Genomic DNA, 14,123 nt, shown 5'->3' with positions numbered 1-14,123 from the left:
TCATAGAATGAAAGGAGAATTTTTGAAAAAGGCACTGGCAGCTGCTATGGCACTGCTGATCGTTTCGGGTGGTATACCTGCCAAGCCGTTCACGGACATTTTTAGTACTTCTGCTATCACGGCAGAGGCTGTAGCAGAACAAACGGTAACATACACTATTGAGCACAAAACTGAAAATGGTCGATATATTTATTATCTTGTTGGTTCTGATGGATCATCGGGAATGTTGTTAGATGCTAAATGGGTCCGTCCTACCAATGTTACTTTAGAAATGGGCGACGATATTACTTTCGATGTTGATGCGGGTGGAAATGTTTTTACCTGCAACTATGACACTAAATCGTATGATATGTTAGGCTTTTATGACTATTTAAATACGAACGAATATGATTTCACGATCACAAGCAAAACACGTATTATTAAGCACGTACAAATCGACGGAATGGGATATGTCAATTATATTAAAGCCAAAACAAGCATAGAAGCCGACGGAAATGACAAAACTATCACTGTACATTGGAATGGAGGCTCTGGCGGTAACAGATTGGGTGCTCCCGGCAAATTCATTGTAACTTATGCGCCTCCGGTACAGACTTACAATATCAAATATGAACTGAACGGCGGTACAAATTCGTCAAGCAATCCTTCGACTTATGATGATGATAAAGCCTTGACTCTTGCGGATCCCACAAGAACAGGATACACATTCGGTGGTTGGTATACCAATTCAAGTTTCAGCGGTTCACCTGTTACTAATATCCCGGAAGGTTCTTCAGGTGATAAAACATTATATGCAAAGTGGACTATCAACGAATATACGATCACTTGGAAAAACTATAACGGTACAATACTTGGAAGATCTATTGTTGAATACGGCAAAACACCGTCTTACGGTGGTAAAAGACCAACAAGACCCCAAAATGCACAATATAGCTATACATTCAGCGGCTGGTCTCCAGCAATTAAAGAAGTTACAGGAAATCAGACTTATACAGCACAGTTCAGCAGCACCGTAAATAAGTACACAGTCACCTGGAAAGACGGTGATACCACGCTTGAAAAAGATACCAATGTACCTTACGGAACAACTCCTACTTATGACGGAGCCATTCCCGTAAAGGAAGGCGATACGAAGTATACTTATGAATTTTCAGGCTGGTCACCGGAAGTATCAAAAGTAACCGGTAATACAGTTTATAATGCTGCTTTCACCCAGATACCGAAATCTTACAATGTTACCTACATGGTGGACGACGAGGTCTACGGAGAGGTAGAGACTGTTGCATACGGCACTGAACTGATACCTCGTGAAATACCTGTGAAAACAGGTCATACATTCAGCGGCTGGAGCGATATCCCTGAGACAATGCCTGATAAAGATATAGTTATCACAGGAACATTTTCAAAGGATGAACACAGTATTACAGTTCCTGATGACATTGCAAACTGCTCTGTTGAATCAAACAAAACTATTGCGCGTTACGGCGATCTGGTCACTTTGACGATCAATACTGAAAGCGGATATTATGTAAAAAGAGTAAAAGCAGGAAGCGTGATCGCTAACAGAACCGGCGAAAATACTTTCTCATTCAATATGCCTGCGGAAGATGTGACAATTCAAGTGGAGCTTCTCAAGAAGGTTCCTGCTAAACCGGCGACCTGCACTGAGAACGGATGTATCGAACATTATGAAAGTGAAAGCAGAATGGTCTATGTCCTGATGTATGGAGAATTTTACGGAACTCTCCGCCAGGCTGTCACTATCAGCAAACTCGGACACATCTACGGTGAACCCGTATGGAACTGGTCAGAGGATAACAGCTCGGCAAGTGCTGTATTTACTTGCCCCAGGTGTAAAGATGAAGAAACGATAGATGCAGTCGTTACATCTGAAACTATTGCTCCGACTTACGAAACTGACGGCAAGATAATTTATACAGCAAAGGCAACTTTCGACGGCATCGAATACACCGGCACTAAGGAAGTCGTTATCCCCAAAAAGGTACTTGTTGCAACAGTTGGCGAAAAGAAATTCGAGTCGCTGAAAGCGGCTATCGATGCTGCGTACAGTGATGAAACTATTGTAGTGTACGCCGATGTGGATGAACCCGATGTTAATCCAGGCTACGATCAGACATGGGGCTGTTATAATAAAAACATTATAATTGATCTGAATGGTCATACAGTTACATTCGGTACACTTGCTTCAAATTATGGTATCACGATAAAGAATGGTACACTTAATTGCGAGATCGTAAATATCAGCAACTATTTTGCTACACTTACGCTTGACAATGCAGTTCTGAACACTCCTGAAGCAGAAGATGAATACAGTCAGGGAATTTCATGGATGGCAGACCGCGTTGAGATCAAAAACGGAAGTACAATGGTAATCAACGGAAATGCGTATTTCAACGGCTGGTATTCCGATCCGTTTGATTTCAATATCGATGAAACATCAACTGTGATAATGAATAACGTATTGCTGTCAGGCAGCAATGAGGAGACTGTATTAGCAGAGATCGGCGAATATCTCCCTGCGGGTTATTCTTTCGGTAAACTCGAAGATGAATATTCGTACAGGATATTTAATGCTGACGGAGAAGTTGTTACCGATCCCGTTACACTCAGACAGCCTGTCAGAACAGGTGTCACCATCAGATCCGTTGATATCGACGGTGACATCACCTCGACAAAAGTTTATGTTGAAACATTCACAAAGGCTGATTATACTGTCCCTGCATCACCTTATCTGGACGGTTATGATTTTGTGGGCTGGACAGTGAACGGCAAGCTTTATACTAATGCTGATGATGTACAGACAGCAGTTGAGGCTCTTGTAGCAGGAAAGCCCAAAACGTATATCACGGTAGCAGTGGTTTATGAGAAGAAAATCGAATCTTTCAAAGTGACAGTAATAAACGGTACTCTCAGCGATGGTGAATCAGGTGACAGCTATCAGGTCGGTACAGAACTTACCGCTACTGCTGCTCCTGCGGAAGAAGGTTTGCAGTTTGACCATTGGGAGAACAATGGCGTAATTGCAAGTTATAATGAAGTATACTCGTTCCATGTTCCGTCAAAGGAACTCACATTGAAGGCAGTATATTCTTCTGCAGAAACAGAGATAGAAAAATGCGGTACTGCATTTATCGAAAGTGTAACACCTGTCAAGGGCAACAGGCTCGCTTTTGTATCAAAGGTCTCTGTTCCTGAAGGTGCGAGAATACTCAAAGCGGGAATTCTTGCGAATACCGAAGAAAATCTGAACGGCTCGGAACTGACAACAGACACAGCAAAGTTCACAAGATATGACAGCAGCAAGTGCTATGATTATCTGGCATATAAATTCACATGGACTAAGGGCAATGTGAGTGAAGATGATGTATGGTGCGTTCGTTCCTATCTTGTTTACAGAGATAAAAATGGTGAACATACTGTATATGGTGAACTTGTCAGAGCAGATCTGAACGGTATTATTACAGAGTAATGGGGTGAGGAAAATGGATAAGAAATATGTTACTCCTGAAATGGAGATAACAGTGTTTGAAACAGAAGATATTATTACAACATCCGGCGACTATAATCCGGGTGAAGGTCAGAGCGGTTTTGAAGAATGATCACGAATAATATTGAACAACGAAACGGCAGGCGGCTTTGGCTGTTCTGCCGTTTTATCATTATCATCAAGCTATATATTTCGTACAGAAGCGTTCCTGAAAAGTCATTCATTATTGGATGGCTTTTTTCTTGTGACATCTTGAAATTTGAGTTAGCATATGCTATAATATAATTGACAGTTTGTTTAAACTAACCATTTGCCTGACTGGAGGTCAAAGTAATGAAAAAGGTGCGCTCATTATCGAAAGAAAAAATAGATGAAATATCTGCCCTGATCGGTGCTTCGTTCTGGGATTATCCCTACGAACCCGGAGAAGGCGGATTGAAGCCGTTCTTTCCGTCAAAAGCAGCTATGACCGAATACATGAAGTCATTCGTGATCGCAGGCATTGAAAGCGGAACATTTTACAGCACAGACAATGGCGAGGGATACATCCTCATAACGGATACGAAAGGTAATCATCCGGGGTTTGGCAGTATCGTCAGAATGGCACGGAGGATGAAAAATGCGCTCGGCGGCTGGGGTAAACTTTTTTCATTTCTGAAACAGGCAAACAGCGGCTGTGATAAAAAGCCGCTTGAAATTCTGATGAAAAAGCAGAAAAAGCAATATGTCAAGGTGGAAATGTTGATAGTGACAGAGAAGTATCAGGGGCAGGGATATATGCGCAAGCTGATGGAGTTTGCCTATAAAATTGCAGATAAGAACGGCTGTCCCTGCATACTGGATACTGATGCAAAGGGAAAATGCGACCGCTATGTGCATCTGGGAATGAAACTTGTTCAGACACGCAAGGCAGGAGGCTGTAAGATCTATGATCTGATGTACAGCAAGGACGGTGTATAATGATATGAATATTCCTGTTATACTCATTGAAATGGCTGTATTTGCCGTGATGTTTACGGTAATGTGCTTCAAAACCACAGGCGGGAATAATACAACTCAGGTACACAATTACCCGCCTGATATACAAGAGGAATACTTCAAAACGCATGAACGGATACCGACAGCACCGCTTTCAAAGAGAGTGATCGTCACAAAAACTGTCGCATTGCTTGTATTTGCTGTGATACTTGTTATCATGGCTCTGCTTGGCGGAGCAGAAACATTTATACAGGGCTTTCTGTTTGCATTCGGCATGATGGCGTGGATCGGAGCTTATGATACATTCTTTATTGACTGGGTGCTTTTTGCCAACATGAAGCGATTTCGTCTTGAGGGCACAGAACACCTGGACAAGGCGTATCATCAGAAATGGTTCCACCTGAAAGGAATGCTGTTCCCGGGATTACTGTTTGCTCTGATACCGTCTGCTATTGTTGGTCTGATCGTTATGCTGATACAGAATTAATACTATTTTATATAAGTTGGATTTTATGAAAGAAGAACGTTTTCGGCAACAGGATCGTGTTGTGAAAAAAAGGATAAAGTGAGGATATTGATATGTATTTTGTTTTTTCGGTATTAGGACTGATAGGCGGGCTGCTTTGCTGCACGGGAGATATACTTTTTGATCTGAAAGGCAAAGGGAACGAAAAGCTCGGGACTTCAAAGAATATTGACAGCAACTGGCTGAAAATGGCTGATCGGAGATTTGGTCTGTCTATCGTACTTGCGATGATAGGCGACGCTCTGGTCGGGCTTGGCTTTTATTCTATCGGAATGCAGATTGCTGAAACACATTCACTTATCGGCTATCTGACAATAGGCTTTGGATATTTCGGAGTAATGGCAGGGGTTTTCGTTCATTCCTTTCTCTGCATTCAGGCGCTTATCTATAAAGGTGCAATGATGCGCGGCAATTTACAGATCGCCGATGATATACTTGAAAAAATATATAAGCAGATCATGCCGACATTCCTTTTGGGTTATGCATCACTTTTAGTACCGACAGTTCTGGTGATAATTGCGATACTGAATGGTGCGCTTGATGTTCCGAAAATATGCATACTGTTGAATCCGATCGTATTCCTGATATTTGGAACTGTGTGCCGAAAAATAGATCCTGTGAAATTTCAGGATCTTCCCGGGATCATTATGCCGAGCTTCGGATTATCCATGTTCGGACTGATCGGAATGCTTAGTCTGATATGACAAAAGAAGCGTATATTAACAGCTCTCAAAATAATATTCAAAACAGGTATATACGAGTTGAACAGTGATGCGATTTTCAATTATCAGCTCGCCTCTGTGATATGTGGGGCGGCGGTGTTCTGTGTTTTCAGCAGTTATGCTTTCACTGTCAAATAAAAGAAAATATCCCGATACTGATCTTAAAATGCAGTGTCGGGATATTTTTTTTGAGGTATAATACGGTTGATATTTTGATTGGGGGAAAGTAAATACATCGGGCTGATATTCACAGCCCGATGCCTTATAAATAATCATTTTCTATTTAATTTACTTGTATACATTTTTCCAATTCTTCAATTGTATGTTTGTGTCCGTGCTTACTATCAGATAAAATATGCTCATGGTCGTGAGAATGTACTATCGTATGTGTATGTGTAATACCATTGTGAGTATGTGTAAACGTATGTGTATGTTCGTGACTGTGATTATGGATAAGTGTTTCAGCGGCAACAAGTGCTGTACCGAGTATCATTATCAGTAAAGCAATAAGATAGGAAACTGACAGATTTTCATGAAGCAGAATGAAAGATAAGAAAACTCCCACAAACGGTGCTACAGCATAATAAGCGCTGGTCTTAGCCGCACCGAGTGTTTTCTGTGCTCTTATGTAGGTGAAAATACTCAAACCATAAGCAACGAATCCGAGTGTCAGAGCAAGTAAAATATAGTTTGATCCGGGTAATTTTTCACCAATAACAAATGCTGTTATCATCGAGCCGATACCTGAACCAAAGCCCTTGATCGTAACAATTTGATATGTGCTTTTTTCTGAAATACTCCTTGTGCAATTGTTTTCCATTCCCCAACAACAAGTAGCACCGAGGACAAGAAGCGAGCCTATTGAAAAATCAAAGCTGTCATCTCCGCAAAATGAAAGAATAATACTTGACAAGGTGATAAGACTGATAGCTCCCCAAAGTTTTTTACTAACCTTTTCTTTAAAAATCAGTAGTGCAATAAGTGTTGTTGCAACTGTCTCGAAATTACCAAGAAGTGAAGCATTAGATGAAGTTCCGTTTTTTATTCCAAGCATCAGAAGAATCGGAGCAATAATATCCAGTAAAACCATACCGACAGTGTATGGCAGGTCTTTTCGTTCAAGCCGTTCAGTCGGGTCATCGTTTTTATATTGAAACAGATACATTATACCAACACCTATACCTGCACCAAGATATAAAAGCCCTGCCATAACAGTAGGCGAGATGTTTTTAAGCAGGAGTTTAGAACACGGAACGTTGATTGCATAAAACAAAGCGGCTCCAAGTGCATACGTGATCGCTTTTAACTTGTTATTTTTCATTATGATTCTTGCCTCCGATAAGCTGGTTAGTTGCAACTAATATTATACCACACCACATCTGAAAAAGCAATCCCATTTCTGAGAAATTTGCCGTATGCTATTTTCGAGACAGGTCGGAACTAATCACTTACGGCAGGAACACGGGTCTTCACTGTACAAGAAAAACCCCCGCATAATATATACGGGGGAGATTCGGGGGGAATATATTTAAATCATTTTTACACCTGTATTTTTTCAGAACAGCCGTCTTTTGCCTTTTACGTGGGCAGCCAGCTTTGAAAGGTCGGTAACGTTGACCTTGCCATCTCCGTTAATATCCGCATTGACTGCTTTACTCAGCAATCTTTTGCCTTTGATATGTGCTGCAAGCTTGGAGATATCGGATACGTTTATTATGCCGTCACCGGTCATATCGCCTTTTTTAGGTTCTTCGGGAATATCGCTTTCGCTCTCGCTGTCGGTGGTGGTATCATCCGTTATATCAGGTTCGTCGGTCTTCTCGATAGCTTCAAATTCGACGTTGATTTTTTTAGCCAGTTTCTGTGCAAAGGTACCCTCGTAGCCTCTGATCTTGAAACCCTCTGTACTGAAGTTGAATGCTGTCGTAGTGACTGCTTTGACGCTCTCGGGAAGAGTGATCGTTCTGATATTATTGCAATTCTGGAAAGCATATGGTGCTATTGTTTCCAGACCTTCGTTGAAGGTTATCTCGTTTAAGCCTGTGCAGTCCTTGAATGTGTACCCGCCTATGACCTTGACACTGCCTGCGATATTCAGTTCTTCAAGAGCGGAGCATCCTTCAAATGCATAGTGGCTTATGGAGCGTACACCGCTTTCTACGTTCAGAACTTTAAGGCTGTAACAATTCCTGAATGCTTCAATGGGGATTTCATCAAGGCTGCCGGGTATGGTTATCTCAGGAAGCGCTTTACATTCTATGAAAGCCTGCATACCAATTTCAGTAACGCTGTTCGGTATGTCAACATATTTAAGGCTAAGGTTATTGTTGAACGCACCCTGACCTATGGTGGTAACACCGTCGGGGATAATTATTTCTCTTATACTTGTGCAGTAGTAGAATGCTTCACTGCCGATCTCTCTTAAACTGTTCGGCAATGAAATATCTTTTATCCTGTCGTTTTTATAGAATGCTTTTTCGCATATCAGACTTACGTCGTCAGGAATAACTACTCTGCCTGAACAATTCCTGCCGTCAATGACCATATGGTTGACTACTACCACGGGATCTTTCGCCTTCTGGTTTTCGAGCCACTTGGTACCATAGAAAGCTTCACCGCCGATATATTTTACGCTCTTGGGTATAGTTACGTTTTCAAGTCCGAAACAGCTTTTGAAAGCGTCGTATTCTATGGTTGTAACGCTGCTTGGGATATTCAGGGTCTTTATGTATTCACAGCAGCCGAACGAGAATGAGCCTATGGTCTTTAAACTTGTGGGGAAGCTTACACCTGTGATGTTTTTGTTTAGTGTAAAAGCGTTGTCACCGATGCCTATAACACCATTAGGTATAGTGATATTTCCGCTGCACTTCTGACCGTCGATGACTATCCCGTTAACGGTAACTACGCTGTTCTGACTCTGCTTGTTACGGAGCCATTTTGTATTCGCGAATGCCATTCCGCGGATATCGGTCAGGGAAGATGGGAAACTGATGGTCTCAAGGTCTTTACAATCAGCAAAAGCCTGATGGCCTACCTCGGTAACGCTGTCAGGCAGAACCAGCCTTTTAAGAGCAGTATTTTTGAAAGCGAAACTGCCCAGCACCTGCAGACCCTTTGCACCGTTTATGGAGGTGAGACTCGTACAGTCCTGAAAGGCTTGCCAGCTTATGGTTGTCACGGTGTTGGGAATGGTGATACTTGTTATCTTTGTATTCCCCATAAAAGCATATCTTTTGATGCTGACGACCGGGATTCCTTTGATCTCTGATGGAATTACAACATTTGTATCACTGCCCAGATAATTTTGAATCTCGATACCGCTCATGGTGGTATCTGTGTAACTATACTGAAAATTTCCGTCCTCGGTATTTGCAGCATTTGCTGTCACGCAGGGAGCTATAACTGCTTTATCTTGAGGAAGCGCTGTACTGCCAAACAGGAAAACAAAAGCTATAAGTCCTGATATCAATCTCTTTGTCATTAATATCCCTCCATCTCGGATCATCATTTATGCTTGTAAATTATGATAAATAAGCATATGATCAAAATTACTGTTTGATAATTTAGACTATAGTATATCCTGGTTCCTTATATCGTTTATGATAAGTAAATTATACACTTTTTATTTATAAAAATCAATGTGATACAGGTATAGTTTTAGTTAATAGAGGAATAGTTTTAATTAATTATCGTGCGATAACAATTATGATATGAGATATAGATATATCATATGACAGAGAAATTATATTACAAGAAGTGGAGTGATCGAAATGTAGAATCAGGTATATCCAAGGGTACGAACGTAAAGACTGTGAAGAGCCTTTTAGGGCATTCGACAGCCGTCACAACAATGAGCATCTATGCTCATGAGATACAATCAGCAGAAGCTGCCGCTTCCGCAGCTGTTGCAGCACTGCTTGACAATGAGCTGAACAAAAGAAAAGCAGAATAATGTATCAAATTTAATACATTTCAACAGAGCGGGCTTTGATTTTCAATAATAAGTATTGCGTAATCTGTAAAAATCGTGTATAATATAATTTAGTGCAAAGAAGATAAAAGGACGGTGATACCGAATGACCATAATAAAATACCCCTCAGAGAACGATGTAAATTCAGCGATATACGAGAAAGAACCATTGCTTGTGCTTATATCCTTTGACGGCAAGACGGCTATAATATCACAGATAGATGAAGCTATGGAACATCACATACTGCTTGCAAAAGCAGGTTTCCCCAGCACCGATATTGACAAGTACTTCCGAATAGTGCTTGATGAAGACGGCGCTGACTGGACTTTCGTTTGTCCGCCAGATTACAAGGGCATATCAGACAAGCAGCGCAGGATAACAGCTTTCTACAAGGACGGCTTTGCGGTCATATCAGGTACACTTTCAGAACTCGGCTTCATGGTGGGTATAAATATCCCGAAAAGATACCAGCACTCGAACACCTGAGAGTGTGGGCACATTTGATTATATGATGACTGAATAAAAAACAGAGCAGACTTAAATCGATGAAAGTATCGATTTAAGTCTGCTCTTTTTCTGTAAAATTATCAATAACACCCAAATAACACCCAGCTTGAAAAATAGGCAAAAGAAAAAGCCCTGAAACATCGTAGCTTCGGGCTTTTTATTATACGCGGATTGAGAGATTTGAACTCTCGCGCCCCTTTCGAGACCTACTCCCTTAGCAGGGGAGCCCCTTCACCACTTGGGTAAATCCGCAAAAGTATATAGGCGCATTGCCTTGAAAAAAAGTGGCGGACAGGGTGGGATTCGAACCCACGGTACGTTGCCGTATCACCGGTTTTCAAGACCGGCTCCTTAAACCACTCGGACACCTGTCCATTTGGTCGCATCTCTTAGCGACTTAATTATTTTAGCACATTTTTTTCGATTTGTCAATAGTTTTTTGAAAAAAATATTGGCGATTTTTCAGAAATATTTTTGTGAGTCAGAATGCCCAAAACAGGCCCGATAGATTTAATAAAAATCACGTATTAACAAAAAAGGTGAAGTGTGATATAATAAAAAGAGTATATAATAATACAAGGAGGGGTGCGCTTGAAATTCAGAAGTATCATGTTGTCGGCAGTTTTTTCGGCGGCACTTCTGTTCGGCAGCTGCGCTTTTTTTGACTCCTCCGATGTATCGACGAATGATGCGGATCATTCGGCCGGCGTAAGAGATGATGAGGAAAATGATCTGTATTACCGCTGGAATGGCGAAAAGATAACCCCTGAGACCGCAGAGGAAAACGGCTGCGTGATGAAAGGCAGCGATGGCAGTTGGGAATGGAAGGATTTTCTGATAGATGTTAATTCTTCCGACAAAGCGGAGGTAACGCTGTGCAGTGAGGATTCTGTGATGCTGATATCCGAGAGCGGTACAGGCAGTACGGCGCTCATCAGGATAAAGCAGAAGAACGGCGATGAGGTTGTGGAGTCCAGCAGGGTAGTCAGCCCCGTGGAGGTATGCTATGTATATAATGATTCCACGCGTGAGATGGAATACTATCTCAGTGATGTACTGCTGAATACTGTTCCCGCTTCAGATGACGATGGATTCCATGATATCCCTGTTGAATGCAAGACGTACAGGGTATCATCGACGGCTGCAGTCACGTTCCCTTATCAGCGGTATTTTTCGTCGTATACGGAGTTTTTGAATTATTGCGATAAATATCATGAGGTGCTGGGGCTTGAGAACTTCATGAAGGATATGAAGGCTTTTGATGACAATGGCGGATTCAATACCAACGTGGTATTTCTGTACGGTGAACGCTCTGGTGGTGTATCCGGGTATGAATTTATTCATGCGATTGAATCCGGCGGTGAACTGACCATATACATGAAAAGAAAATACTTCGAGAGCAAAGAAGAAGTATCCAAATGGCAGCTGACCTGTACTGTTCCGGGAGAGTATCTTTCAGATGTAGCCCCCGATGCAGTCAGATGGGTGATATATGACGATGAACCTGCACAATGACAGGTTTACTCTTGTTTGTATATTGACAAAAGTATGTAAATATGGTATATTGTAAATATAATGTTAAGGAATGAGGTGCGTCCTTATGAAAAAAGACGTTTTTGATTATGTTTGGACAGATAAGAAGCGTACATTTCTCGGACTTCCATGGTCGTTTACCAGATATTATCTGACAGAGAGCAAGTTCATCACCAGAACAGGTATTTTCAGCGTTCAGGAGGATGAGCTGGAGCTTTACAGGGTACTGGACAAGAAACTGGTACTTACTATGGGTGACAGAATGGTTGGCTGCGGCACTATCGTTATGAATGTGCGTGATGTTGATACTCCCGTTAAGGAGATCAAGTCCGTTAAAAAGCCACGGGAGGTAATGAAGCTTCTTGACCAGTACATAGACCTGAACCGTGACAGATACCGCACAAGAGGAAGAGATCTTTACGGCGGGTACGATCATAACGACGACGGCATACCCGATAACGATGAATAACATAAAAAATCATAGGCGCAGATGTGTTTCTGCGCCTTTTTTGTGAGGTTTGGAAATGAACTTTGAGGAACTTGCGGCACTGCCCGAATGTGCTGCGGAAATAAAGCGGAGCGGTCTGCCTGTGTATATTTACGGTATGGGCAACGGCGGCGAAAAGGTGCTCAAATGGTGTGCTGACAGAGGTATCAGAGCGGAGGGCGTGTTTGCCAGTGACGATTTTGTCAGGGGGCAGAGCTTCTGCGGATATGAAGTGAAAAAGCTTTCGCAGGTGGAAGAGGAAGTCGGGGAGTTTATTGTACTGCTGGCTTTCGGGACTTGTCTGCCCGAGATAATGGAGCGCATAGACGATATTTCACAAAAGCATATGCTGTATGCACCCGATGTTCCCGTGGCAGGGGACAGGGCTTTTGACAGGGCGGATCTTTTCTCGGATATCAAACGCGCTGAAAAGGTATACGATATGCTGGAGGACGAGCAGTCGCGTAAAGTATTTATGGGGCTGACAGCGAGCAAGATAACTGGCAGGCTGGGATATCTTAAAGAGATATTTACTGACGGAACAAAGCCATCACCTTTACTGTGTCTGAAAAAAGGCGAGATATACTGCGATCTCGGGGCGTACAACGGTGATACGGTCTTGCAGACGGTTAAAGCGACGGGCGGGTGCAAAAAGATATACGCCCTCGAACCCGAGAAGCGCAATTTTCAGAAGTGTGTAAGAAATTGTACTGATATCGACGACATCGAATTCATAAATGCCGCGGCGTGGTCTCATGATACGGTGATGGGATTCGACGGCGGTGCGGGCAGACAGGCAAGGCTCGACGGTGACGGCAGAGGTCTTATCGCCGCTAGAAGCCTTGACAGCGTTCTCGGCGGACGGGAGTGTACTTATATAAAGTATGATGTTGAGGGAGCGGATATCCCTGCGCTGAAAGGCTCGGAAAAGACTATCGCAAAATATCACCCGAAGCTGTGCTGTGCGCTGTATCACCGCTGTTATGATTACATCGACATACCTCTGGCGGTGAATGAGATATACGGCGGGTACTCGTTCTATATGCGGCAGGAAAGCTATTATCCCGCATGGGAGACGGAGCTTATCTGTGTGCCGAAAGACTGAAAGGAAAGCTGAATGGATACTTCAAAGAAGTTTGACGGACGGGCAAAGGATTATACCGCCGGCAGACCCGGTTATCCCGCGGAGCTGATAGACAGGCTGTATGACAGATACGGCTTTTCAAAGGATTCGGTGATAGCGGATATAGGTTCAGGCACGGGAAAATTCGCACGGCTGTTGCTGGAGCGTGGAAACGAGGTATACTGCGTTGAGCCTAATGATGATATGAGGGCGGCTGCGGAAGATGAGCTGAGGGTATATGCGGGATACCACAGCGTGAAGGGCGGTGCGGAAAACACAACACTTATTTCATGCTCGGCAGACTTTGTTACATCGGCGCAGGCTTTTCACTGGTTCGATACAGACAGGTTCAGGGCTGAATGCAGAAGGATACTGAAAACAGGCGGAACAGCGGTGCTGGTATGGAACATCAGGGATATGAGAGCCCCCGTAAACAGAGAACTGTATGATTTATTCAAAGCCTACTGTCCTGAGTTCAAGGGCTTTGGCGGTGGTATAAAAAAAGACGATGAGCGCATCGTCAGGTTTTTTGGAGGGGATTATGAGCGTTTATCCTTTGAAATGCCTCTTTTTTATGACAAAGAGAGATTTATCGCAAGGTGTTTGTCGGGCTCGTATTCGCTGAAGCAGGGTGATGAGAGGTATGACGATTATATTCGTGAGACAGAACGCATTTTTGATAATTATGCCCGCGGAGGAAGACTCACGATAGAAAACAGTACCGTTGCATACATCGGCAAGCCTTAAAGGCAAAGAAAAACACCC

General features: G+C 42.7%; 12 protein-coding genes and 2 tRNA genes. 10 read left to right on the top strand and 4 right to left on the bottom strand.

What is annotated here, in order from left to right:
• The first annotated feature begins 7 nt into the window (after positions 1-7).
• From N773_RS0109770 to N773_RS0109750, 4 genes are all read left to right on the top strand, one after another.
• Positions 8-3,490 (top strand): InlB B-repeat-containing protein, encoded by a 3,483-nt coding sequence (locus tag N773_RS0109770; protein ID WP_024857616.1) that lies wholly within the window; start codon positions 8-10, stop codon positions 3,488-3,490.
• 351 nt (positions 3,491-3,841) lie between these two features.
• On the top strand, positions 3,842-4,468 hold the full coding sequence (locus N773_RS0109760; protein ID WP_024857615.1) for a GNAT family N-acetyltransferase: 627 nt from the start codon (positions 3,842-3,844) through the stop codon (positions 4,466-4,468).
• A 4-nt stretch (positions 4,469-4,472) separates the two neighbouring features.
• Positions 4,473-4,973 (top strand): hypothetical protein, encoded by a 501-nt coding sequence (locus N773_RS0109755; protein ID WP_024857614.1) that lies wholly within the window; start codon positions 4,473-4,475, stop codon positions 4,971-4,973.
• 92 nt (positions 4,974-5,065) lie between these two features.
• On the top strand, positions 5,066-5,716 hold the full coding sequence (locus tag N773_RS0109750; protein WP_024857613.1) for a DUF6796 family protein: 651 nt from the start codon (positions 5,066-5,068) through the stop codon (positions 5,714-5,716).
• A gap of 301 nt (positions 5,717-6,017) precedes the next feature.
• Here the strand turns inward: N773_RS0109750 and N773_RS20080 are convergent, their stop codons facing one another.
• The gene (locus N773_RS20080; protein WP_043537855.1) at positions 6,018-7,055 is read right to left on the bottom strand and encodes a DMT family transporter; all 1,038 of its coding nucleotides are present in this window, start codon (positions 7,053-7,055) and stop codon (positions 6,018-6,020) included.
• A 234-nt stretch (positions 7,056-7,289) separates the two neighbouring features.
• Positions 7,290-9,218 carry a leucine-rich repeat protein gene (locus tag N773_RS0109740; RefSeq protein WP_024857612.1) on the bottom strand — a complete coding sequence of 643 codons (1,929 nt, stop codon included), beginning with the start codon at positions 9,216-9,218 and terminating at the stop codon, positions 7,290-7,292.
• A gap of 249 nt (positions 9,219-9,467) precedes the next feature.
• On the opposite strand from N773_RS0109740, the gene N773_RS0109735 reads away from it, so the two are divergent.
• Positions 9,468-9,689, top strand: coding sequence for a hypothetical protein (locus N773_RS0109735; RefSeq protein ID WP_024857611.1), 222 nt, complete (start codon positions 9,468-9,470; stop codon positions 9,687-9,689).
• Positions 9,690-9,813: 124 nt separating this feature from the next.
• The gene (locus tag N773_RS0109730; RefSeq protein ID WP_024857610.1) at positions 9,814-10,194 is read left to right on the top strand and encodes a hypothetical protein; all 381 of its coding nucleotides are present in this window, start codon (positions 9,814-9,816) and stop codon (positions 10,192-10,194) included.
• Between the two features lie 186 nt (positions 10,195-10,380).
• Here N773_RS0109730 and N773_RS0109725 read toward each other — a convergent pair.
• A tRNA-Ser gene (locus N773_RS0109725) sits at positions 10,381-10,467 on the bottom strand.
• A 33-nt stretch (positions 10,468-10,500) separates the two neighbouring features.
• Positions 10,501-10,589: transfer RNA gene (locus N773_RS0109720), tRNA-Ser, on the bottom strand.
• Between the two features lie 217 nt (positions 10,590-10,806).
• Between N773_RS0109720 and N773_RS0109715 the strand changes: the two genes are divergently transcribed.
• From N773_RS0109715 to N773_RS0109700, 4 genes are all read left to right on the top strand, one after another.
• Positions 10,807-11,730: a hypothetical protein gene (locus tag N773_RS0109715; RefSeq protein ID WP_024857609.1), complete on the top strand. Its 924-nt coding sequence runs from the start codon at positions 10,807-10,809 to the stop codon at positions 11,728-11,730.
• 85 nt (positions 11,731-11,815) lie between these two features.
• Positions 11,816-12,217: a PH domain-containing protein gene (locus N773_RS0109710; RefSeq protein WP_024857608.1), complete on the top strand. Its 402-nt coding sequence runs from the start codon at positions 11,816-11,818 to the stop codon at positions 12,215-12,217.
• A gap of 55 nt (positions 12,218-12,272) precedes the next feature.
• Entirely contained in the window at positions 12,273-13,340 is a 1,068-nt protein-coding gene (locus N773_RS0109705) for an FkbM family methyltransferase (protein WP_024857607.1), read from the top strand.
• 12 nt (positions 13,341-13,352) lie between these two features.
• Positions 13,353-14,105, top strand: a complete 753-nt coding sequence (locus N773_RS0109700) for a class I SAM-dependent methyltransferase (RefSeq protein WP_024857606.1) — start codon at positions 13,353-13,355, stop codon at positions 14,103-14,105.
• Positions 14,106-14,123 lie beyond the last annotated feature (18 nt).

Origin of the sequence: Ruminococcus albus AD2013, assembly GCF_000526775.1 — a bacterium.
Taxonomy (GTDB): Bacteria; Bacillota; Clostridia; order Oscillospirales; family Ruminococcaceae; genus Hominimerdicola; species Hominimerdicola alba_A.
Note: the sequence above shows the minus strand (reverse complement) of the source record. Positions and strands in the feature narration are given on the sequence as shown.

What these genes read in the sequence shown, in the direction of transcription:
- N773_RS0109740 (WP_024857612.1), bottom strand. Translation starts at nt 9,218, where the DNA reads ATGACAAAGAGATTGATATCAGGACTTATAGCTTTTGTTTTCCTGTTT.
- N773_RS0109755 (WP_024857614.1), top strand. Translation starts at nt 4,473, where the DNA reads ATGAATATTCCTGTTATACTCATTGAAATGGCTGTATTTGCCGTGATG.
- N773_RS0109705 (WP_024857607.1), top strand. Translation starts at nt 12,273, where the DNA reads ATGAACTTTGAGGAACTTGCGGCACTGCCCGAATGTGCTGCGGAAATA.
- N773_RS0109730 (WP_024857610.1), top strand. Translation starts at nt 9,814, where the DNA reads ATGACCATAATAAAATACCCCTCAGAGAACGATGTAAATTCAGCGATA.
- N773_RS0109760 (WP_024857615.1), top strand. Translation starts at nt 3,842, where the DNA reads ATGAAAAAGGTGCGCTCATTATCGAAAGAAAAAATAGATGAAATATCT.
- N773_RS0109710 (WP_024857608.1), top strand. Translation starts at nt 11,816, where the DNA reads ATGAAAAAAGACGTTTTTGATTATGTTTGGACAGATAAGAAGCGTACA.
- N773_RS0109770 (WP_024857616.1), top strand. Translation starts at nt 8, where the DNA reads ATGAAAGGAGAATTTTTGAAAAAGGCACTGGCAGCTGCTATGGCACTG.
- N773_RS0109700 (WP_024857606.1), top strand. Translation starts at nt 13,353, where the DNA reads ATGGATACTTCAAAGAAGTTTGACGGACGGGCAAAGGATTATACCGCC.
- N773_RS0109750 (WP_024857613.1), top strand. Translation starts at nt 5,066, where the DNA reads ATGTATTTTGTTTTTTCGGTATTAGGACTGATAGGCGGGCTGCTTTGC.
- N773_RS20080 (WP_043537855.1), bottom strand. Translation starts at nt 7,055, where the DNA reads ATGAAAAATAACAAGTTAAAAGCGATCACGTATGCACTTGGAGCCGCT.
- N773_RS0109735 (WP_024857611.1), top strand. Translation starts at nt 9,468, where the DNA reads ATGACAGAGAAATTATATTACAAGAAGTGGAGTGATCGAAATGTAGAA.